Source organism: Streptococcus danieliae, assembly GCF_013415245.1.
Taxonomy (GTDB): Bacteria; Bacillota; Bacilli; order Lactobacillales; family Streptococcaceae; genus Streptococcus; species Streptococcus danieliae_A.
This window is the reverse complement of sequence record NZ_JACBXX010000064.1, coordinates 1-21409: the sequence shown is the minus strand read 5'-3', so window position 1 is coordinate 21409 and position 21409 is coordinate 1. Positions and strand designations below refer to the sequence as shown.

Sequence of the window (21409 nt, the reverse complement as noted above, 5' to 3'; positions counted from 1 at the left end):
AAATAGTTTTGCAGTTTCTTGACGTGTATGTCCCTCTTCTACGTAAGCGAGGACACGTTTTCTAAAATCAATTCCGTATGCCATAAGACAAGTATACCATATACGGTTTATAAGCTAAACGACTATAAAACCAAAAATATTTGGAACAAAGGCCACCAAAAGAAAGATACTCGAGAACAGAATTACCGGCATAGCCGCGATAAAACCATCCCGGATTGCTCGCAAATACGGATTACGAGAAACTTTTTCAAAAAATGGTTTTCCTCCTTCAATCCAAGCAATTAGTTGATTCATATTCTTACCCCCTTCTATAAAGCTCAATCATGTGCTTCATCAAATCTTTCAATAACAAGGTTGTCATCAAATGGTCCTGGCCGTGCATTAAAGTAACGCTATAAGCTAAGTCTTCCCCGGCTGCCTCCTTCTGCAAGAGACTAGTCTGGGCTTGATGCGCTTGTACAATACAAGCATCCGCTTCCTCCACCAAAGCTTCTGCGCGAGCATAGTCTCCGCTCTGAGCTGCACTCAAGGCCTCTAGCAGACGAGACCGGGCATCTCCTGCATAGGCCACAATTTCAAAACCTAACAAGGCACTTTCTTCACGATTCATCTTAAACTCCTCCTTACAATAAACGTTGAATATGCAAAACTAAATAAAAACGTTCGGTACTTGGTATTGTCTGCCCCACGACCTCTTGAATCAGCATAAAAATCTGACTACCAATCGCATGAGCTTGGGGATGGGTAAGCCGAATCGACTGATCTAGATCGTCCAAAGAAATCATCTGCTCATTCCCACGCTCCAAGTTACTCAGAAAATAGGAAAGATGCAGCATAAACCGATCGTAGAAATTGCTGTTCGATTTTCGCCTGCGAATCCCATGCTCTTGTAAAACCTTCTCGACCTTTTCCATGAGCTGCTTACTCAACTCTTGTTCCTGATGAGAATCTGGCAGGGTTTCCCCTTGGGCATTAATCAAATGTCAAGCAATCCGACTCACTTCATCAACAGGAAAATCTTCTGAAAGTTTTTGTCGAAAAAGCTCCAGAGCTTCTTGAGCCATCTGGTATTCCAAGGGATATTGGCTAGACATATTGGGTAAATGACTTTCCTGATAAATCCCTTTGACAAGCGACTGATAAGAACAGTGGATATGATCTGTCAAAGTCACATAGAGGTATTCTTGAACAGGATAATGGTATTGTTCCACCAAATAATTGATGATCGAATAACTAGCCGTAATAAAATCCAAGGGAATATCCTTGAGTAAAATTAGAAAATTTTCTCTGGCTTCCTCATTATGAAGGGTAAAAACAGTTTCGACACTTTCCGATCGTACAAGATCCCCTTTCATTTTTCACCAAAGCAGCATTATTATTCAGACTCTGTAGGACTCGGTACATAACTCCTCCTTTCTAATAGTTGGAAACAAAAAAGACTACAAACAAATCAAGAACTCCCCGCTCTTTGATCCATCTGTAGTCTTGCCTAATCGAATTAGTGACAATCCACTCTATTTATGCTATTGGAATCAGTATAACATATCCCAAATCGTTTTGTAAACCCTTTCTTTTTATCTAATTTTCCTTTTTAATCCGATATTCAGAAGTATTTCTACCAAAGCTTCCTCATCTGTTTAAGTTTTATTTAACCTTTCTCGACTATACTAGTTTCAATCCTAATAAAACTTTTCTTTTTCATAATATTCTCCGAAGGGCCCCTTTTATCCGGGGTCTTTCTTTTGCAATTCCCCTTATGTTTACCAATAAAAAATATCGGATCTGGTGAGTCCGATATTTTTTATACTAAAAGGATTACTTGGCAGCGAGGCCTTTTTTGAGGGATTTCCAGAGGCCGAGGTCGTCTGTTTGGAGGGCGATGCCGGCGTAGGATTTTCCGATAAAGAAGGTGAGGCCTACGGTGGCGGCCAGGAGAACGAGGAAGGAGAGGAGTGCCTCTAGAATACTCGCATTACCATTAATCATCCGGAGAGGCATGGCAAAGACGGACATTCCGGGTACATAGGAAAAGATTTGTAATACTGGAGAGTCTTGGCCTCCTTGCCCCAATGCCAGGGAGAGGAAGAAACCAACCATAATCATAACACTAACCGGTTGAAGGGCCTTACTAACATCCTCTTGGCGAACCACTAGGGCACCACAGAGGGCTGCTAGGATCACGTAAAAAGTCATACCGAGGAGGAGATAGGGAAGCAGGAACCAATGCAATTGGGCCAATAATGCGTGAATAAAGGGCAAAACTGAATTCGCAAAGGGTTGGCTGAGGAGGAAGAGGTAGGCTAAGCTACCACCAACCGCATAGATCCCCAGGTGAGTGAACAAGGCCAAAAACATTCCTAAAATGCGGCCGTAGAAATAAAGGTCTGCAGGCACACTGGAGAAAATAATTTCGAGGATTTTAGTTCCCTTCTCAGCCGCAATTTCTTGGGCCGTGCTAGCAGAGTAGGTGGCAGCCATCATATAGACAACAAAAACAATTCCAAAGATAGCCATCATTTTGGCGCCCAGTTTCATATCTTGGCCTTCCGGTAAGGCTTCTTGATAGCTGGCCTGGCGGTTCAAGATACTGGTTTGATCCGTGTTCAACCGGGCATTTTGGTAGTTTAGATCTTCTTGTGCTTGGTTCAAGGCTGTTTGCACTTGGTCTTTTTTACCGAGGGATAGGCTTTCTTCCCCGTGGTAGGTGGCCGTGAGGCTGCCTTTTGCTTCTGCAATAACCAGATAGCCTTCGACTTCTTCTTTTTCGACTGCGGCCTTGGCCGCAGTTTCATCCGGATAGGATTTGAGGAAATCCAGTTTCTCGAGGCTGGCTGTTGGATTGACGATGGCTACTGCGTTCGAGTTGGAATCAAAATTCGCAGCCAGGTAACCTCCTCCCATGGAGACTAAAATGGTGATAAAGGGGGCTAATACTAGGAAGAGAAAGCCCCAGGATTTAACCTGATGGATGTAGGTTTCTTTGGCAACCAGGAATACTTGTTTCATCATGCTTCCTCCGATTTGAGTTTAAAGATTTCATCAATGCTTGGCGCTTGCTGGTCAAAGGTGGTCAAATAGCGGCCTTGGCTGATGCGGTCAAAGAGTTCTGGACCAGCTTCTTCGCTGTCCAGGATGAGGCGCCATTTGCCCTGCTTGGTATCTTCAACAGAAAGCACATGCGGGAGGGCGGCCAGTTGGTCCTTGTCCAGATCTTGGGATACAAAGAGACGGGTGCGGCCGAATTGGAGGCGGATGCCTTGAATGTCGCCGTTGAGGATGATGGTCCCGTCTTTGATCATGATGAGTTGGTCACAGAGTTCTTCAACATTGGTCATCACATGGTCGGAGAAGATGATGGTCGCTCCACGTGCCTTCTCTTCCAGAACCACCTGCTTGAGGAGGCCCGTATTAACGGGATCCAAGCCGGAGAAGGGCTCATCCAGAATAATTAGCTGGGGCTGGTGGATCAGGGTTACAATCAATTGAATCTTCTGCTGGTTCCCCTTAGACAGACTCTTGATTTTATCGCTCATCCGACCCTTGACCTGGAGTTTTTTCATCCAGACTGGCAACTGTTCTGCCACTTCCTGCTTGGACATCCCCTTGAGGCCAGCCAGATAACTAACCTGCTCCAGAACAGTGCGTTTGGGCATGAGGCTACGCTCCTCGGGGAGATACCCAATCTGCGCGTAACGCTCCTTGGTTAGGGGCTGATCGTCGAGCAGAATTTGGCCTTCGTAGGTCAGAAAATTCAGGATTGAATGAAAAAGCGTGGTCTTACCAGCCCCATTCTTTCCCACCAGGCCACAGATAGTGCCAGATGGAATGCTGAAGTTCAGATCCTTGAGGACCTCCTTCTTCCCGTAAGCCTTGGACATATGTGATATTTGCAACATAAGCTTCCCTCCTTTTACTATATTATACTCCTTTTTTGCTGGGAAAAATTATTTCAACCCATTTTAAAGAAAGTTTTAGTTTTGCCCTGTATACTATTTTTAAAATAAAAAAGAAAAAGGTAACGATTATGAAGAAAAAGCCAATCCTAACCGCTACAGTTGCTCTCCTGACCATGGCGAGCTTAGCAGCCTGTAGTATGCCGAGTAGCCAAACACAAGCGACAACAGGACAACTCATTAAACAAAACACCACAGCCTCTTCCATTAACTGGGACGAGCTTCCTAGTAAAGAAGTTACCTTGGATGACAAGGGCTTGACCATTACCGAAGCTGGAACTTACATCCTCAAGGGCGAAACCACTGCTGGTGTCACGGTCAAGGCCTCTGGTGACGTTCGCCTGATTCTAGCCGGAGCAACCATCTCTGCCACTGATGGACCAGCCATCCATATCGAAAAAGCCAACACAGCCCAGTTGGAACTCCAAGATGGAACCACCAATACCGTCAAAGATAGCAGTACTCACAGCAAGGAAGACCTCGATGGAGCCATCCATGCTGAAACCGACCTGATTGTAGCCGGCCAAGGAAATCTGATGGTAGAGGCCAACTACCAAGACGGGATCGTCTCGACTGGCAACCTCTCCATTGAAGATGGGATTCTGCAAGTCGTTGCCAGTGATGATGGCATTCGCGGCCGCGACAGCGTCACCATCAACAGTGGCAATATCAGTATTAATGCCCAAGGTGATGGGATTAAAGCCAACAATGATGAAGACAGCAGCAAGGGCAATGTCACCATCAACAACGGAGACATCTCCGTCTCTGCTGGCGATGATGGGATCAAGGCCGAATCAAGCCTCGTCATCAACGATGGAAACATCTCTGTCGCCCAAAGTACAGAAGGCCTTGAAGCTACCAACATCACCATCAACGGCGGAACCGTCGATGTCACTGCCAACGATGACGGCATTAATGCCGCTAGCGATGCTGCTGGCGCCGACATCTTTATCAAGGTGACCGGTGGCCACATCGAAGTTCAAGTGGGACCTGGGGACACCGATGCCTTCGACTCCAACGGCAACCTAGAAATTAGCGGTGGCCACATCGACATCAGCGCCCAATCCGCCTTTGATGTCGACGGCCAGGTTAATTTCTCCGGTGGTACCATCACCGTCAATGGCGAAATCATGACCGAAATCGTCCAGACTGGACCTGGTGCCCCTGGAGACATGCCACCAGGTGAAGAAGGGCAAGCTTTTGGTAATCGTGGATAACGGAAAATAAAACGAAACCCAAGCCCAATCAAACTTCTTATTGTTCAATAAAAGAATGAGACTATGATTATTGGCTAAGGACATAAATGGTACCAAATTCAAATTTTCTTTTCATAGTGACGAGAATACCTCCTGAGTAGATAGGGTATATAGCCAAATCTACTTAGGAGGTGTTTTTATCCCTAATTATTCATCTCCATTATAAAAATCAGGTGGAAAACAAAAACCTTAGTATAGCAAGGGTTCTGGAAGTTTTTTGAATTCTGTATGAATAATTCGGGTTTATATGTAAGACATCTAATCGAAATTTCTTTGGGAAAGGACAGATGTTGATCAAACACATTAATAGCACAAACCCTACAAAGCTTGCGTGAACAGGTTCAAGCAAAACCAGCTATATATTTTCCATTTGTTAAACCATTCAATAAGGAGGTTGAGTAAAAAATTCCAACCTTAAAATCTTAAAATAGTGGCTGATTGGTGTTTTCATTCACTTTTCAAACTCAGAAAATAACCTAATCAACTGTGCGGAAGCAGATCTGCAAACGATTTTTACAATTAAAATCATTCTGTCCACTCTCGACCTGATAACAATCAGCGAGATTTTAGACGAGTATTAATCACGCCTTTCCAATTGGTATAGTGAGGCGCTCAGGGCTAGGAGACTCCAAAATAGTAATAAACCTAAGTCTACAATATTTACAGATTGACCTTGAAAAAGACTATTTCGTACCAAGTTCCCTGCAGGCACAAATGGTAGGTAATTATAGATGCTCACAATCCATTCAGGGAGCCGACTTGGTGGATAAAGAATTGGTGAGAAAAGGAGGCCGACCATTAAGACCAATTGATTCACCAAAGCAGTCAAGCTAGGTGGAGCTGAATAAGCCAGGCTAAAACCTAGTAATAACATCGTAACTAGAACCAGATCTAAAATTGGAATCACTAAAAGCCAGTTTTGAGGCAATATCTGAAATTTACTGTAGACAACTAGTAGAGAGAGGAAGATTCCAGGTAAACTGGCTAGGATCCAGATCACTAAATCCGCTAAAACAAGAGTAATTCTAGGTACAGGGAGGGTCCGTAAATATTCGACCATCCCATCCAATCGGTTTCCAGTTACTTCTTGTGCAGCCATCGTACAGCCGAGTGAGATGAGCCCCATCGTGATTGCTCCTGCTCCTAGATAGAGCTTCTCTTCCAATGAAACTTCTCCCATAACAAGAGAGTATCCATAAACCAGAGCTAGGGTCATCAGAAACTGAACTGCTCCGCATAAAATAAAGAGGTGGCGGTTTCCTAGGAAAGTCCACTCTACCAAACTCGCTATTTGTTTAAGTTGTTTCTGCAGCATTGATCCATCCTCCATATATCTCATTCAAATCAAGCCAACTCATTTTGTACTCTACTATATGCTCGCTTTCCACTTCTTTTCCTAACCATTGTAAGAAGCTGGCTACTTTTTCTTCAGGGACCTGCATGGTAAACAGTCCATCTTCTCTTTTTTCAACAGAAAGGGGAAATTCAATATTCTCAACTGCTCGTCCTTCCACTCGGAGTTGACGTTCTGCTTTTAAATCAATCACGTTACCTGACCGCAGGAGAGAGCCTTTGTGAAAAAAATAATAGCGATCGGCATATCCTTGGACTTCCAGGAGGTTATGAGTAACAATGACAACTATATGTCCGGCGGATGCGAGTTTTTGTAGGTACTCCCAGAGCAGTTTTCTACGAACGGGATCCACATCATTGGTTGGTTCGTCTAGTAGGAGGACTGGCGGTGGGGCAATCACGGCCATAGCAAAGGAGACTAATCGCAAGAGTCCTCCGGATAATTTCTCTACTTTTCTATGTTGCCACTCTTCAATGTCAAGAATTGTCAGTAAGGCATCTACCGCTTGCTCTAAATCAGTACCTGACATTCCGCGAATTTTCCCGATACTTCGGATAGCTTGGCGTGTTGTCATACCACGGATTGGGGAGTGTAGTTGGGGCATCATTGAAATGAGTTCTCTAGCAGTCTGAGGATTTTCAATCAATTCTAGTTCCTCAAATATGATTTTCCCTTGGTCCGGCTTAAGCAAGCCAATTATTTGATTCAGGAGTGTTGTTTTGCCTGCCCCATTGTGTCCAAGTAGTGCATGGACTAGCCCAGATTCAAATTCACAAGAAATCTGTCGATTGCCCTCTACTCCTGTCTTTTGATAGGTTTTGGATAAATTTTCAATCACCAAGCAGTTGCTCATACCGACCATCCTTTCTGATCTTTCATCATATACTCTCATTTTACCGCCATTACTGGGCTATCCCCTGTAATTGGTCAAAACTGGTCACATTTTGGTCAGATTTGGTATACTAAAATCCATATAAAGGAGGAGGATGTATGATTTCCTTAGCTATCTGCGACGACAATCGTCTCCATAGTAACCAAATCGAAGAGCAGTTAGAAGCCTTTCAGAGTACGGAAGGGATTACGCTGAGTGTGGATATTTACGAAGATCCCCAGCGTCTCTTGACGCATTATCAACCGGGAAGCTATCAGCTCCTCCTCTTAGACATCGAAATGCCGGCACTCTCCGGGCTGGAGTTGGCGCAAGCGATTCGCCAACAAGACCCCAATGTCCTGATCCTCTTTCTAACCAGTCACATCGATTTCATGCCCCAGGTTTTCCAAGTGGAGACCTTTGACTTTTTAGTGAAACCTGTCGACCAACAGAAGCTTTTCAGCAGCCTCCGACGGGCGATCCAGCGCCTCTTGCAACAAGAAAAGCGGGGCAGTTTTACCTCCCAGCATCAGCAATACGCCCTCCCTAGTCAGGAAATTTTCTACATCGAGAAAGACGGCCGGACGGCTCTCCTCCATACCTCCACTAGGATTTATCCCGTGCGCAAGTCGATTAAGGAACTCCGCCAAGACCTGCCTGACGACTTTGTCCAAATCCATAACTCTTACTTTATCAATATTCGTTATTTTTATAAATTGGAAGAGAAATGGCTCTACCTCAGACTGCCTCAGAGTCAAGAAAAGGTCTTGCCAGTCAGCCGGCACTATAAAAAACTGCTTAAGGAACAAATCTTAGAAAGATTGAGGAAATACTATGGTCTGGACTAGCCTCTTTCATCTCTACACCAGCTCTTTTAATCTACTAAGTCTCCACTTCTTCTTCCACAGGGATTCGCAAAGGATTCGTTTACAGGGGTGGCAGGTCAGTCTTATCAGTCTCTTTTTACTTCTGGAAATGCTAGGATCCAGCCTCTTCCCACTAGTGATTTCCGGTGTTCTGAACCTAATCCTCAGTTTTTCAACAACCTATCTGATGGGGCGGATTTACGGTTACTCCAAAACGTCCAGTTTATTTTGGGCCTGTATTTTTCAAGAGGCCAGTATCTTCATTGAAAGCAGCCTGGCCTTTTTACTCTTTCAGGTCTGGGGCTTACCGCCAATTCAGACCCTCCCTTCGGTTTTTCTGTATACCAGCTTACTGATTGGCCTAGGCTTTCTACTCGTTTTTAGCTTGCGCAAGTTCGTGTTAGTCAAGCTACCCGATATTGAGCTGAGACGGATGACACGCCTGAAAATCTTGTTGATTCCAATTATTTCCAGCCTCGCTATCTTCCTAGACCTTTTAGGGAGGCTATACCCGCAGCTGCAAACCCGGTTCCAGTCTAGCTATCTCCTGTTCTTGCTGCTCATTGGGATTACCAGTGTCCTGCTGTATCAAGATTTACTTTCTGAAATTAAAAAGCAGGAAGAGGCCAATATCGGCAGGATTCGGGCGGAACATCAGGTTGGGATCTTGGAGGAGCAATACCAGAGGCAGGAAAGTATTCGCGCCCTGCATCATGATTGGAAAAACCAATTGTTGGTTCTCCACGCCCTCTTGGCAGAGCAGCAGTACCAGGAGGCTATTGATCAGCTAGAAGGACACATGGATTGGTTGGATCACGCGGGCAGGCAGTATAGCACGGATCCGGTCTTAAATTTCCTCTTGCAGCAAAAGGCGGACGAGGCGAGCCAGCACGGAGCCTCACTTGAAATCTCCATCTCGCTCCAGCCCTATCGGGCTCTGGATCCGCAAATTACGGCGGTCATTCTTGGAAATCTGCTAGATAACGCCCTCCACGCGCTTGAAACGCTATCCCCGCAACAAGACAAATGGATTCGCTGTGACATCCGGGTAGAACAGAACCGCCTCTCGATCCACACAAGTAATCCCTATAATCCCGCAAAGCCAGCCAAATCTGGGCAGGGGTTGGGAATTCCGAATATCGAGGCGGTTGTGCAATCCTATCACGGACTTTATCAAGGGCGAGGGGACGGTCAGCTGTATCAGAGCCACATTCTCCTCCCGATCACAAACACAAACCCAGCGGTTTGGTGAAGCCAAGTCCTCTGGACAAGACCTCCATATACAACACCAAAATCATTTTAAAGACCAGCTAAATCCCTTGTCACACTTAGGATTAGCTGGTCTTTATCGATTTTTAGGTGATAAACTCAGGAACTGCATAGTTTAGAATCCTTCAAATCTCCTTAGAATTATCTGACAAATCTCCTTTTGTGCTATAATGAAATTATCGTTTATCTACAAACTCATACTACTTCCAATCTGGAAGTGGGCTTGAAATAGTAAGGAGGGCTGGGACTAAGATGCAAGCCCAGGAAATTCAGGTTTCTTATGGGGATCGTCTGGTCTTGGACCAGCTGTCCTGTCAGCTGGAAGCTGGTACAATTACAACAATCATCGGAGCCAATGGCAGTGGTAAATCAACCTTGCTCAAGGCCTTGACGCGGATTCTCCCCTTGGATAAGGGACAGGTCGTCCTAGATGGGCAAGCCATCGCCCAGATGAAAACCAAGGAGGTGGCGCGCAAGTTGGCCCTGCTCCCACAGGTCCAATCGGTGACAGAAGGGATTTGCGTCTACGATTTAATTTCCTACGGACGCTACCCCCACTTGTCCACCTTGGGGCGCTTAGGCTCAGAGGACCGAGAGAAGATTTCCTGGGCTATGGAGGTGACGCAGGTGGCTGCCTTTCAGGACCAACTGGTGGATTCCTTGTCTGGCGGGCAGCGGCAACGGGTCTGGATTGCCATGGCCTTGGCTCAAGATACTGACTGGATTTTTTTAGATGAGCCGACGACTTACTTGGATCTCAACCACCAGTTGGAGGTGCTCGACCTGCTGGCAGAGCTCAACCAAACCCAGGGTAAGACCATCGTCATGGTCTTGCATGATCTCAACCTGGCCGCCCGCTTTTCCCACCGTTTGCTGGCCCTGAAAGAAGGGCACCTTGCTTTTACAGGTTCGGTCTCAGAGGTGATGACTGCAACTGTTTTGCGTTCAATTTTTGCCATCGAGGCGCATATCGTGCAAGATCCACTTCATGGCAAGCCCGTCTGTCTTAGTTATACACGGCTGAAAGAATAGGAGGTACTGATGAAAAAATTACTAACTTGGCTGGGTCTCAGCCTGCTACTTGTAACGTTGGTCGCTTGTTCGACGGCGAATCCTTCGTCCACGGCTAAGGAGGAGGTCCCCCTCTCCAGCAAGCCTACAATTGACGGCTTTGATTACTCAGGGGCCATTCCTCAGAATCCCCAACGGATTGTCAGCCTATCCTCAAGCTATACCGGCTACCTCTACCAACTAGGCTTTGAGCCCATATCCGTCACTTCCTATGACGCCAAAAATCCGGTACTCAAGGACCGGGTGAAGGAGGCTCAGGTGCTGATGCCCGATGATTTAGAAAGCATCGCCAAGGCCAATCCCGATTTGATTGTTGTGGAATCCAATGATCCCAACCTCAAGGAACTGCAAAAGATCGCACCAACCCTGGCCGTGACTTATGGCAAGAATGACTACCTCCAACTCTTGAATCGTTTTGGGCAAGTTTTTGCCAAAGAAAAAGAGGCGGATGAGTGGATCGCCAACTGGCAGGAACGTACGGCCAAAATCGGACAGGAACTCCGTCAACAGTTGGGGCAAGAGGTGACTGTCACCGTCATGGGCCTTTTTGAGAAAGATATCTACCTCTTCGGCAACAACTGGGGCCGGGGTGGTGAAGTAGTCTACCAGGCGCTCGGCTTTAAGGCCCCTCAAAAGGTCCAAGAAGAGGTCTTCAAACCGGGTTACCTCATGGTCAACCAAGATGCCCTACCAGCCTATCTCGGCGATATCGTTCTTGTGGCCGCTGAAAACGAAGAGACTGGCTCCGCCCTCTATGAAAGTGCCCTGTGGAAGTCGCAACCAGTAGTCGAGCAAGACCGGGTCCTCAAGGTGGACGCCAATGCCTTCTACTTCAATGACCCACTAAGCCTCGAATACGAACTAAAAACCATCCAAGAAGGATTCCAAAAAATAAACTAGGAGTTCCTATGAAAACTACCGATTCTGGGATTCCGCAAGACAAGCCAAGATACTTTTGGCTTGTTTTTTGCAGTCTCACCTTGCTCATCCTGGCCCAGCTCCTGTTGAATCTCAGCTGGGGCCAGCCCTGGTACGATGTTCCAACCGTCCTCCAAGCCCTCTGGCACCCCCAAGGGCAGGAGCAAATCCAACTGATTCTCTGGGACATCCGTCTCCCACGCGCCCTGGCAGCCCTCCTAGTCGGAGCCAGCCTGGCTGTTTCCGGGGCCCTCATACAGGGCATTACCCGCAATCCCATTGCCGACCCCGGACTGCTGGGCATCAATGCCGGAGCTGGGCTAGCCATGGCTGGCGGCTATGCCCTACTGGGCTCCTTGCACTATAGCCAGATTCTCCTCCTCTGCTTACTGGGGGCAGGACTAGCCACCGGCTTGGTCCTGGGGCTGGCCTACCAGCCCCGTCGAAGCCTACTTCCCAGCAGCCTGATCCTAGCTGGAGCCATGGTTGCCAGCCTCTTCACCGCCCTGGGGCAGGCGCTGACGATCGCCCTTTAACCTGGCAACCGCTATTATTGGCTGGCAGGCTGGGGGACTAGCTGCGACCAACTGGCAGATGCTTGGGGTCATCGCCCCGCCAATCCTGGTTGGGCTGCTCTTAGCCCAATTAGTCGCCTACCAACTGACCATTTTCAGCTTGGATCGGGATGTCGCTCAAGGACTGGGGCAAAACACTCGAAAAATGCGCCTCTTCCTCCTACTTTTAGTGCTCATCCTCTCCGCCGGTGCGGTCGCCTTGGTCGGCAGCCTAGCCCTGATTGGGCTCATCATTCCGCACCTGCTCCGACTCTGGATGGGCCAGTCTTACCGCTACCTCTTACCACTAGCAGGCCTCGCCGGCGCCAGCTTCCTCCTCTGGTGTGACCTGCTGGCCCTTCTCCTCCCTGGCACCCCCCTCAATGCCCTGGTCAGCCTCCTACTGCTCCCTATTTTCCTTATTTTAATGCGAAAAGGACAATTCTATGATGCCTTCTAAGCAGCTGTCCCCAGCCCAAAAACTGCTAATCTTGCTTCTCTTGGTGCTCGTAAGCTCCCTCCTCTCCCTGGCAATGGGAGACAGGGAACTGAACCTAGCCGATTTAGGGGCCTATTTTCAGGGCCAAGCAACCAGTCAATCCTTTATTCTTCAGGAAATTCGTCTCCCCCGACTCTTGGTCAGCCTCTTGGCAGGCGGTTCCTTAGGTCTGAGCGGGGTCCTATTGCAGACCTTCACCCGCAACCCCTTAGCGGATTCCTCGACACTGGGGATTAATGCTGGCGTCGGTCTGGTTCTGACCCTAGCTGTGACTCAGCTAAACCTAACCGACCCCTTCTTGATTCACTACCTGCCCTTTTTAGCCATCCCAGGCGGATTGGCCATGGTTGCTCTCTCCTTTTTTCTTTCCCATAAAAAAGGAGAAGGCATCCAACCGGTCAAATTGATAATCGCCGGGGTCACCCTCTCCACCATTCTCACTTCTAGTCTCATCGCGATTACCGGGCGAGTTGACACCCACAAGCTCAACTATGTGGTGTCCTGGTTGGCTGGCCATACGACAGGCAGTAATTGGGACAGCCTGAACCTAGCTGGCCCTGTCCTAATTCTCCTTTGGATCCTCAGCTATACCCAGGCCCTACCGCTCAACCTCCTACAACTATCGGATCCCGCCGCCCTAGGCCTGGGGCTGCCCCTCCGGCGCCAACGTGCCATTGTCTTGCTCCTAGCCAGCGCCCTGATTGCCTTCAGTCTGACCCTAGCTGGCAATATCAGCCTGGTTGGCCTCCTAGCCAGCCACATGACCCGGCTGCTCTTCCCATCCGACCACCGCTGGCGCCTCCCCGCTGCCCTCCTGATTGGCGCCCTCCTACTCCTCATCGCCGACACCCTCACCCGCACCTACCTAATCGGCAGCAACATCCCCACCGGCATTCCCCTCACCCTCATCGGTAGCCCCTACTTCCTCTACCTCCTGCGGAGAGAGGGGAGCAAAGTAAGGTCTTTAAGATAGAGAATGAACAAATACCCCTCCTGTGTCCACTAAGTGGAAACACAGGAGGGGTATTTGATTTTATCATTTCTGCTACCTCTCATGCCTGTCTGATTTTAAAACGAATGAGGGAGTACTCTTTTTAATGGAAGTGGTTAATCAAATCTTGATAGAGTTCTGAGCGATTAAGTAGTGTTTCATGATCTCCACAATCTACTACTCGACCACCTCTATCCAGCACAAGAATTTTATCTGCTCCTTTAATAGTATTTAAGCGATGCGCAATAGTAATTCTAGTTTTATCTCTTGTTAAATTCTCAATTGCTTGATTTGTAATACTTTCTGTTACTGAATCCAAATTGGAAGTTGCCTCATCAATCAAGTATATCGGACTATCTAATAATAAAGCTCGTGCTATACTAAATCGTTGTTTTTGTCCTTCTGATAAACCTGTCCCTTTTTCGGAAACCACCGTCTCAAGTCCATTTGGAAATTGAACAATTAACTTGTCTAACTCAAGTGCATCTAATACAGTATCTAATCTAGCTTTATCAACATATTTATTCTTGCCATAAAATAGATTTTCACGTATTGTTCCTTGAAACAAAGTATTTGTTTGTGGCACAAATCCAATTAAAGAACGAATCTGAGCAGGTGTTAGAGAGGCTAAATTGCGATTACCAATTTGAATCGTTCCTTCACTTGGTTGATAAAATTTAAGAAGTAGAGACAAAATCGTTGATTTTCCTGCACCACTCGGTCCAACAATTGCAAGATGTTCACCATCTTCAACTTTAAATGTTACATTTTCTAGAACCTGATTATCAGCATAAGAAAAGTTAACCTCGTGCAAACTAATCTCAAACGTAGGAAAATCTTGTTGCAATGTATCCTCTTCTTCTTTCACAAGATCAATTAACTCAGATAATCGACTTGCGACACTTCTAAACTCTGCATATTCTGTAGCCAGTGTAGACATCTCTGTTACTGGTTCGATGAGTTGAGTCACATAAATCATAAAAGTTAGTAAAGTTCCAACTGTCATCAATCCTTGATTGACCTGCACAGCTGCAACCACAACGATTAAAACTATAAAACTCATTATTAAACTACTTAAAACCGCTCCTTGGATACTAGTCAGAACTATAATCTGTCTATAGTAAAATAAGAGTTGATTAAATACTCGACCAAGTCGATTCTCTTCCTCGCTTTCTCCATTAAAAGATTTAACCAAGCGAATATGACTAAATCTATGACTAATCGTACTTGAAATATCTCCCTGTGTTTCTTGAAACTTCACATAACTGTTTTCTACCTTATTATTTATAAAAGCAATCAGAAATAATAAAACTGGTAATATGGACAAGGTTAATAATGTCATCACAAAACTAATTCGAATAAGAAAAAATAGTGAGCCGACAATCATAATAATATTCATCAGGGATCCAGAAATAACCGATGTCAGAAACCGTAAAATAATTGACATATCATTCGTAAAACGACTTGCCAAATCCCCAGATTTAAATAACTCCAACTCAGATACTTCACTCTTTAACAAACGCTCATAAGTATACTTTTGTATCTGGTTTAAAGTTTTTCCGCCCTCCACACCTATCAGATAACCAGAGTATGCTTGAAGAAAGTATACTACTACAACTAAAACCACGAATCCCAATAACTGTGACGGATGGTCTGAGATAATCTGAAGAAAAGCACCGTCGATAAATTCTCCAAGAAAACTAGGGAGAATCAAAGCTACTAGGCTACTGAATAGACCTAATAACAAACCGAAAATAAATCTAGATTTATTCATGTACTTGAACACCAAGTCAGTTATTGATTTATTCATAGTTAGAATTCCACTTTCTGAAAAATACGACTAGCTAGCCCATTAAAAGCAAGACTATAAATAAAGGTAAGAACAATTGAAACCAAGAACGGGAAGAGTTCAGTCGGATGATCAATGATGAATTGACGATACCCATTTGGTAAAACAAGGGCAAAAGGACTGCCAATCAAAGACAATAAGCTCATAGCCAAATAGAAAATAATAATGACTGTCATCGTCAAACCTAGACCGTAGTTCATTGATAATAAGGCAGTTAGCGAAATAACGACTAACCCTTTAAGAAAAATCGCGAACAGACCATACAAGGTCGGTGTTAGGTACATCATTTCTGTTGGCAATAATCGACCAATTCCTAATCCCATTGGAACAACCCTAGAATAGAAAACAAGTAAAGAGACTAGGATAAAACCAGACACATATAGTAGAAGTATAATCATCAGACTCATAAACTTGGAAGAGAAAATGGTTTTTCTACTGACATCCTTATAGAGAAAAAGAGTATGGTCCTCGATTTCCCTCCGAAAAACAGCATAAACCAACAAAGCTAAGGCAATCATCGGTAATGCTGTCATATCAACAGAGTTAAACAGAATTTCAACAAATTCAAGATAACTTAGTTTTACACCGCCTTCTGATGAAATCTTCATAAAATTCGATTCTTCAAAAAAAGAAGAGGCCATGTATAACAATGGATAAAAACTGAAAAGAAGAAATAATTTCCTTTCACGCCTCTTCCAGATTGTTTGAAAAACAGGATACAAAGTTGCCTTCATTTATCTAACCTTTCATAAATATATCTTTGAGGTGATTTTCTCGAACTCCCATTGACTCAATGAGTTGATGCTGAACCAATAGGAGAAGCATCTCTTGTAAATCGACTTGGTCGATACTTGTTGATACATCAAGCTGAAAATCATGTAACTGAATCTTATCCGAGAGAATTCCTTGTAAGATCGATAAATCCTTATTTTTATCTAGGTGAAACACAACACTTGGATGACTTTGACCTTCAAAGGCATCTGCTAGCTGACCGGATTCGATATAAATATAACGATCACACAAAGCTTCAAGCTCCCCCAATTGATGACTCGAAATAATCATCGAAATTTGCCGCTTACTAGACCAATCTTGCAGAATCTCGATTAATTTTTGAATACCTACTGGATCTAGACCCACAAAGGGTTCGTCTAACAGAAGAAAATCAGGTTCTGCGACTAGTGCGATAGCCAAGGCCGTCCGTTGCTTCATCCCAAATGAAAAGCCTTTGGGTTTTCTATGCCTTGCCTCCCATAATTCCACCATTTTTAGAGTTGGCTCTATATTCTCAAACAAGTCTTCTCTTCGATGCAAACGGAGATAGAATTTCAAATTTTCGATAACGGACATTTCAGGATAAAAAACGGGGTCAATCATAATTCCAACATCATGGAGGACATTGTCTTTCGCAAAAATCGACTCCCCTTTATAGAAAACATCTCCTTCAGTTGGTCGAAGTGACTTGGCGATCATTTTTAATAGTGTTGATTTTCCAGCTCCATTTTTACCAATTAAACCAATGATTTCCCCTCTATTCACTTCAAATGAAACATCTCTCAGAGAATAAAAATCGTTGCCAACAAATTTTTTAGATAGCTTTTCAACTTTAAGCATGTATTGCTCCTTTTTGCGCTCTTTTTTCTGAAATAAAATGATATGCAAACAAAGTTCCATAGAACAGCACTAATATAAACAGTATTTGCGAAGCACTCAATAAATTTTGTGCAACTTCTACGCTTACATTTTCATTAGAAATTGTGTGTAATCCAACAAATTCTCTCCAAACACCAGTCATATTTGAAACATATGCGAAGAGTATATAACATAGTAAAGACAGAGATGGAAATAGCAATAAACTCGTCCGACTATATTTGCGACTCTGATACTTGTAAAAAACTAAGTTCATTCCGACAGGAAGTACATAGAGCAACATTAGTAGTAAGGGTGGTGTTAGGTGTAACAACCAATGTGCGGAAAAAAGTGCAAGTAGTGTATATACAATGGAAGCAACTAGAAACAATACCATAGAACATCTCCTATTTCCTTATAAAATTGATTGAATTAGATTAAAAATCCAATGACCAGCAATGGCATACTGCAAACCAAACCTTAAAGTAAGGCCAGAAAATAGTAAACCTAGTGGGAAACGAACGAATACATTATCAAGTAAAGGGTAATTCATATGCAGTAATAATCCAAAGAGGAATGATCCAATTAAAATTGCCCATAGTGGTGCAAAATGAGTTCTTAAAATACGATAAATTAAAGATCTAAATAAATATTCCTCACAGATGGCTATAACCATTTGTGGAAAATATTCTTCACTATGCAAAAACAACCCGTTCACCATATAAATTATAAACGCAAGAATCACAAAACTTTTCCAATTAAATTGAACAAGTACCTGGGAATTGCATAAATCATTTTTATTTGAAATCCAACAGGGGACTACAACAAACCCTAGAGGCATAAAGAACAATAAAGAAACTTGATAAAACAACTGTAATTCATTAGACGGACTGAAGAAGAGTGTCGCAAGACCTAGGGAATAAATAATCGATGCAATAATAATCAAACTTATCGATAACCAAATGACTTGTATTTGCTGTCTTGTCATATCCTCCTCCATTAGAATTCAACTTTATTAAACCGACGGTGACCAATAGTATAAGTAATGGCCAAATACAAGGAGGCTATCAAGAAAGCAAGAATCACAGCTAAACTAAAATTTGATTGACTCAATTCCTCATATCCATTTGGGAAAAGGTACTGAATTCCAACCAGTAATGGAGATACAGATACAAGGAGATTTATAAAAACACCAAGTAAAACTGTTTTCATCGTACTAGAAGTGATTGAAACCATACTTGCAAAACTAATCGTAATGAGATTCATCAGAATATAGGCGATAAATGAGTAGATCGTAACGCGACTCTCTTTTGGAATGGCTGATACCAAACTAAAAGGCTGTTCCAATGCTAGTACCTGAAAACCATAAACCATAAAACTGATAACCATGGTAGCTATTAAAAATACAAAATATAATAGAAACAGACTCAACAACTTCGCAGTAAATAAGCGATAACGGTTTAAATCCTTGTATAAAAATAAGATGCCCGATTCAATTTCTTCTCTAAATATGGATGAAACTAACAAGATTATCACCAACATCGGTAACACCATTTTATACTGTGTCGCCATTGTCTGAACCAAGAAGGAGAAATAGCCATTATTAAAGTAATTTAAAGAATGACCTCCACCCCCTAAAAATGACGAAAGTAAGGGTAAAAAAGTAAAAGTAAAAAGCAGCTTGACATCTCTTTTAACGAACAATGATCTAAAAATAATTCGCAGTAAATTCATACACAACTCCTTGCTATCCTCACTAATAAGATAGGATTTAGAAAATCTCTAAACCCTATCTTATTAGTGGATAAGATTACTTATCCACTAACAGGAACGTCTTCTAAATAGAATGACGACGTCCTTTATAGGAGTAGACAACCACACCAAGGTTGATTGTTAGACGTTTTTTAGGCAATTTGAAAAATTTTAACATATTTGATTCTCCTTTTATTAAAGTGTGTGACGTCCATTACGATATCTATAAGTAATGATGCCAAGATTAACTGTTAAACGCTTTAGTGATTTTAAAAATTTATTCATGATCTATTAACCTTTCCTACAGTGACACACGACCAAACCGATAAATAGTATGACTTAGAATACCGACATTAATCGTTAAACGCTTCGGCATTTTGAAAAACTTCACCATATTTATTTTAACCTCCTCTTATAAAGAAACTAATCCATTTCGATAAATCACATATCGATATACACCCACACTAATCGTCAAGCGATGTGGCATCTTAAACAATTTGAACATAAATTTTTATCCTCCTTTCTAGTAAGTAAAGTCATTTAATTGAAATCAAGCAGTCCATTTTTTGACTCTCATCTTAATTTCTAACACCCATCACGTGGGTAAAGTTTAGAGAACAAAATAAAGCTCATTTCTTATCTCCTCAATCTAAATATCCATAATCCAAGACAATTTGTTGACCTCTCAATGCCTTACTCTCTTCTGATAAGAGAAAATACAGCATATTAGCTATATCTTCTTCTGTGACATACCTGTTAAGAGGTTGGCGAATTTGAAGTTTACGCATCCACGGTTCAAACGATTCATTTTCTTTTCTGAACATCGGGATTAAGCTATTTACTCTAAAATCCACTTCTATTTGAAATTGCTCTTGTTTGAAACGATCAAGCATGATCTCCATCTGTGATAAAACATACTTAAGTTTTTTCATACAAGGAACGATCATCTCATTTGGAAACATCAGCAAAATTACCATCACTACTTCTTCATTATTAGAACTTCCAATTATACCCCAATGCATAAATACACTAATGGAATTTTTATATGTGTTTAATAACTCTTCTACATCTAGTAGCTCCAAGTTAATTCCAAGAATAATTTCAGATCTATCTGTAATAGAATTTTGCTTTCTTACTAAATCCCCGTCTAGGGTGTTTCGAAAAATGTCCGTTCTGCCCTCTCTGATATCAGCAAATCCATCTCTATCTAGCAAAATCCTCCTAGCTGTTTTTTTCTTCAGATTTAATAGTTGTTCAATATAGTCTAGTAGACTATTATCAAAACTAAATATAGTCACCATCTTCTACAATCATCAAGATTAGAACTATTTTTAACTAATAGAATAAGTAAACAAAGAATGACAATAAAGTCAAAATTCTAATCATGTCTGCCCCCTCCTTCAAATGATAGACTAAGTATACAAATTACAAAAAAAGAAGAACAGGACATTAATGTCGCTATTCTTCTTTTTGCTTAAAATCATTCTCTTTTTCAATTTCTAATTGTTGCAGGAATAGCTTATCATCCAGCAATTCCCCAAGTAATTTTGCTTGATCATAAAATTGATTTGCCTGTTCTACATCCCCCTCAACAAAAAGAGAGTATCTAGCCTTCGTTAATAGAATCACTGGCTTTCCAGTATACTGCTTGGTTTCTTCAATAACCTGCTCTACCCTATTAATAACTCTCAGTAATTCCCCATAATCCCGAAGTGCAACTTGAATACTGATCAAAAGCAATAAGGTCGAAAGCAGTACTCGATTGTAGATTTCGTCACCACTGATTTTCTGACTCAAGAGCCTGTCTACTAATTGGATTGCCTTTCTATCATCTTGGCTATAATTTTGAGAAAAGAAGTAGTGATAAGACAACAATAACAAATCGTTTGTAGAATAAACTTCCTTTTCTTGAAGCTGTCTAAAATAATCCTCATAGATGACATCTGCTGACATCGAATCATCCAAATTCACACCACTAGCGATGTCCCAAAGTCTTTCTAATACATCTAATATAAACAGTTCTTCCTCTGGAAGAATATCATAGTAATTTTCATAAATTTTTTCTAAAGCTTTTCTTTTGTGGGCAATTCTCTCGGGATCTCCATGGGTGCCCGTTTTCAAAAGTCGGTATTTTTTCTCCAAATAGTCTGCCGGAAGTTCTAATTTTTCTTCCCCTAAGAAAGTTGAGATGTCTACCCCTAAAACCCGTGAAAGAAACTCCAGTTTTTCTAATTTGGGGAGGGATTTTCCTGTCTCGATGCGGAGTAATTGTCTGACCGTTAGCTCTGCCTCGTCACCACAAAGAGCTTCACGACTGAGGCCTTGGTTTTCACGTTCCTTGCGAATTCTCAAACCTAATTCTTCCTTGGTAATCATACACAACCCTCCCGATGTAAGTAGGTTCATTTTAGATTGATTATAACATGAAAATTACCAAATAACCATCGTATTAATTTATACTAAATAAAAATCGAATTTTGAATTATAATAGATTGTATGAAATTGAAATTAGATAAACAACAAGAAACTGAATTGAGATTAGCTCTTAGAAATAAAGACTACGCTACTTATCATAGACGC

Annotated in this window: 19 protein-coding genes and 3 pseudogenes; 7 read left to right on the top strand and 15 right to left on the bottom strand. The window is 42.9% G+C overall.

Features of this window, described 5'->3' with window-relative positions; genetic code table 11:
* Positions 1–126: 126 nt before the first annotated feature.
* The 5 genes and pseudogenes from HZY94_RS01945 to HZY94_RS01925 all read right to left on the bottom strand — a co-directional run.
* Positions 127–294 (bottom strand): annotated as a pseudogene (locus HZY94_RS01945) (PTS lactose transporter subunit IIBC); the annotation flags it as partial.
* A gap of 4 nt (positions 295–298) precedes the next feature.
* A complete protein-coding gene (locus tag HZY94_RS01940) occupies positions 299–610 on the bottom strand; it encodes a PTS lactose/cellobiose transporter subunit IIA (protein WP_179924796.1) in 312 nt (103 codons plus the stop codon).
* 13 nt (positions 611–623) lie between these two features.
* Positions 624–1404: pseudogene (locus tag HZY94_RS01935) on the bottom strand (PRD domain-containing protein).
* Between the two features lie 411 nt (positions 1405–1815).
* Positions 1816–3006: an ABC transporter permease gene (locus tag HZY94_RS01930; protein ID WP_179924795.1), complete on the bottom strand. Its 1191-nt coding sequence runs from the start codon at positions 3004–3006 to the stop codon at positions 1816–1818.
* Positions 3006–3896 (bottom strand): ABC transporter ATP-binding protein, encoded by an 891-nt coding sequence (locus HZY94_RS01925; protein WP_179924794.1) that lies wholly within the window; start codon positions 3894–3896, stop codon positions 3006–3008. The genes HZY94_RS01930 and HZY94_RS01925 overlap by 1 nt, the downstream gene beginning before the upstream one ends.
* Positions 3897–4024: 128 nt before the next feature.
* Here HZY94_RS01925 and HZY94_RS01920 point away from each other — a divergent pair, with 128 nt between their 5' ends.
* Positions 4025–5170 (top strand): carbohydrate-binding domain-containing protein, encoded by a 1146-nt coding sequence (locus HZY94_RS01920; RefSeq protein ID WP_179924793.1) that lies wholly within the window; start codon positions 4025–4027, stop codon positions 5168–5170.
* Between the two features lie 616 nt (positions 5171–5786).
* Here the strand turns inward: HZY94_RS01920 and HZY94_RS01915 are convergent.
* Both HZY94_RS01915 and HZY94_RS01910 read right to left on the bottom strand, forming a co-directional pair.
* A complete protein-coding gene (locus HZY94_RS01915; RefSeq protein ID WP_179924792.1) occupies positions 5787–6524 on the bottom strand; it encodes an ABC transporter permease in 738 nt (245 codons plus the stop codon).
* Positions 6505–7416 (bottom strand): ABC transporter ATP-binding protein, encoded by a 912-nt coding sequence (locus HZY94_RS01910; RefSeq protein ID WP_218925698.1) that lies wholly within the window; start codon positions 7414–7416, stop codon positions 6505–6507. Before HZY94_RS01910 ends, HZY94_RS01915 begins: the two co-directional genes overlap by 20 nt.
* Positions 7417–7553: 137 nt before the next feature.
* Between HZY94_RS01910 and HZY94_RS01905 the strand changes: the two genes are divergently transcribed.
* The 6 genes and pseudogenes from HZY94_RS01905 to HZY94_RS01880 all read left to right on the top strand — a co-directional run bounded on the left by HZY94_RS01905 (position 7554) and on the right by HZY94_RS01880 (position 13584).
* Positions 7554–8282 (top strand): LytR/AlgR family response regulator transcription factor, encoded by a 729-nt coding sequence (locus tag HZY94_RS01905; protein WP_179924791.1) that lies wholly within the window; start codon positions 7554–7556, stop codon positions 8280–8282.
* Entirely contained in the window at positions 8269–9552 is a 1284-nt protein-coding gene (locus HZY94_RS01900) for a sensor histidine kinase (RefSeq protein WP_179924790.1), read from the top strand. The genes HZY94_RS01905 and HZY94_RS01900 overlap by 14 nt, the downstream gene beginning before the upstream one ends.
* 269 nt (positions 9553–9821) lie before the next feature.
* The gene (locus tag HZY94_RS01895) at positions 9822–10601 is read left to right on the top strand and encodes an ABC transporter ATP-binding protein (protein WP_179924789.1); all 780 of its coding nucleotides are present in this window, start codon (positions 9822–9824) and stop codon (positions 10599–10601) included.
* Positions 10602–10610: 9 nt separating this feature from the next.
* Positions 10611–11540 (top strand): ABC transporter substrate-binding protein, encoded by a 930-nt coding sequence (locus tag HZY94_RS01890; RefSeq protein ID WP_179924788.1) that lies wholly within the window; start codon positions 10611–10613, stop codon positions 11538–11540.
* Positions 11541–11548: 8 nt separating this feature from the next.
* A pseudogene (locus HZY94_RS01885) lies at positions 11549–12572 on the top strand (FecCD family ABC transporter permease).
* Positions 12559–13584 (top strand): FecCD family ABC transporter permease, encoded by a 1026-nt coding sequence (locus tag HZY94_RS01880; protein WP_228064531.1) that lies wholly within the window; start codon positions 12559–12561, stop codon positions 13582–13584. Before HZY94_RS01885 ends, HZY94_RS01880 begins: the two are co-directional and overlap by 14 nt.
* Positions 13585–13705: 121 nt before the next feature.
* On the opposite strand, the gene HZY94_RS01875 is transcribed toward HZY94_RS01880, so the two are convergent.
* The 8 genes from HZY94_RS01875 to HZY94_RS01840 form a co-directional block, all read right to left on the bottom strand.
* Complete coding sequence (locus HZY94_RS01875; RefSeq protein WP_179924787.1) at positions 13706–15412, bottom strand: ABC transporter ATP-binding protein; 1707 nt, start codon at positions 15410–15412, stop codon at positions 13706–13708.
* Between the two features lie 2 nt (positions 15413–15414).
* A complete protein-coding gene (locus HZY94_RS01870; RefSeq protein ID WP_179924786.1) occupies positions 15415–16059 on the bottom strand; it encodes a hypothetical protein in 645 nt (214 codons plus the stop codon).
* Positions 16060–16189: 130 nt separating this feature from the next.
* The gene (locus HZY94_RS01865; RefSeq protein WP_179924785.1) at positions 16190–17062 is read right to left on the bottom strand and encodes an ABC transporter ATP-binding protein; all 873 of its coding nucleotides are present in this window, start codon (positions 17060–17062) and stop codon (positions 16190–16192) included.
* A complete protein-coding gene (locus HZY94_RS10320; RefSeq protein ID WP_218925697.1) occupies positions 17055–17474 on the bottom strand; it encodes an Msa family membrane protein in 420 nt (139 codons plus the stop codon). The genes HZY94_RS01865 and HZY94_RS10320 overlap by 8 nt, the downstream gene beginning before the upstream one ends.
* Positions 17475–17492: 18 nt before the next feature.
* Entirely contained in the window at positions 17493–18065 is a 573-nt protein-coding gene (locus HZY94_RS01855) for a CPBP family intramembrane glutamic endopeptidase (RefSeq protein WP_179924783.1), read from the bottom strand.
* 11 nt (positions 18066–18076) lie between these two features.
* Positions 18077–18811, bottom strand: a complete 735-nt coding sequence (locus tag HZY94_RS01850; protein ID WP_179924782.1) for an amino acid transporter — start codon at positions 18809–18811, stop codon at positions 18077–18079.
* 662 nt (positions 18812–19473) lie between these two features.
* A complete protein-coding gene (locus HZY94_RS01845; RefSeq protein ID WP_179924781.1) occupies positions 19474–20043 on the bottom strand; it encodes an SDR family oxidoreductase in 570 nt (189 codons plus the stop codon).
* 244 nt (positions 20044–20287) lie between these two features.
* Complete coding sequence (locus HZY94_RS01840) at positions 20288–21205, bottom strand: helix-turn-helix domain-containing protein (RefSeq protein WP_179924780.1); 918 nt, start codon at positions 21203–21205, stop codon at positions 20288–20290.
* Positions 21206–21409 lie beyond the last annotated feature (204 nt).

Coding starts and splice junctions, on each gene's coding strand:
- HZY94_RS01940 (WP_179924796.1), bottom strand. CDS start 610: ATGAATCGTGAAGAAAGTGCCTTGTTAGGTTTTGAAATTGTGGCCTAT.
- HZY94_RS01930 (WP_179924795.1), bottom strand. CDS start 3,006: ATGAAACAAGTATTCCTGGTTGCCAAAGAAACCTACATCCATCAGGTT.
- HZY94_RS01925 (WP_179924794.1), bottom strand. CDS start 3,896: ATGTTGCAAATATCACATATGTCCAAGGCTTACGGGAAGAAGGAGGTC.
- HZY94_RS01920 (WP_179924793.1), top strand. CDS start 4,025: ATGAAGAAAAAGCCAATCCTAACCGCTACAGTTGCTCTCCTGACCATG.
- HZY94_RS01915 (WP_179924792.1), bottom strand. CDS start 6,524: ATGCTGCAGAAACAACTTAAACAAATAGCGAGTTTGGTAGAGTGGACT.
- HZY94_RS01910 (WP_218925698.1), bottom strand. CDS start 7,416: ATGAGCAACTGCTTGGTGATTGAAAATTTATCCAAAACCTATCAAAAG.
- HZY94_RS01905 (WP_179924791.1), top strand. CDS start 7,554: ATGATTTCCTTAGCTATCTGCGACGACAATCGTCTCCATAGTAACCAA.
- HZY94_RS01900 (WP_179924790.1), top strand. CDS start 8,269: ATGGTCTGGACTAGCCTCTTTCATCTCTACACCAGCTCTTTTAATCTA.
- HZY94_RS01895 (WP_179924789.1), top strand. CDS start 9,822: ATGCAAGCCCAGGAAATTCAGGTTTCTTATGGGGATCGTCTGGTCTTG.
- HZY94_RS01890 (WP_179924788.1), top strand. CDS start 10,611: ATGAAAAAATTACTAACTTGGCTGGGTCTCAGCCTGCTACTTGTAACG.
- HZY94_RS01880 (WP_228064531.1), top strand. CDS start 12,559: ATGATGCCTTCTAAGCAGCTGTCCCCAGCCCAAAAACTGCTAATCTTG.
- HZY94_RS01875 (WP_179924787.1), bottom strand. CDS start 15,412: ATGAATAAATCAATAACTGACTTGGTGTTCAAGTACATGAATAAATCT.
- HZY94_RS01870 (WP_179924786.1), bottom strand. CDS start 16,059: ATGAAGATTTCATCAGAAGGCGGTGTAAAACTAAGTTATCTTGAATTT.
- HZY94_RS01865 (WP_179924785.1), bottom strand. CDS start 17,062: ATGCTTAAAGTTGAAAAGCTATCTAAAAAATTTGTTGGCAACGATTTT.
- HZY94_RS10320 (WP_218925697.1), bottom strand. CDS start 17,474: ATGGTATTGTTTCTAGTTGCTTCCATTGTATATACACTACTTGCACTT.
- HZY94_RS01855 (WP_179924783.1), bottom strand. CDS start 18,065: ATGACAAGACAGCAAATACAAGTCATTTGGTTATCGATAAGTTTGATT.
- HZY94_RS01850 (WP_179924782.1), bottom strand. CDS start 18,811: ATGAATTTACTGCGAATTATTTTTAGATCATTGTTCGTTAAAAGAGAT.
- HZY94_RS01840 (WP_179924780.1), bottom strand. CDS start 21,205: ATGATTACCAAGGAAGAATTAGGTTTGAGAATTCGCAAGGAACGTGAA.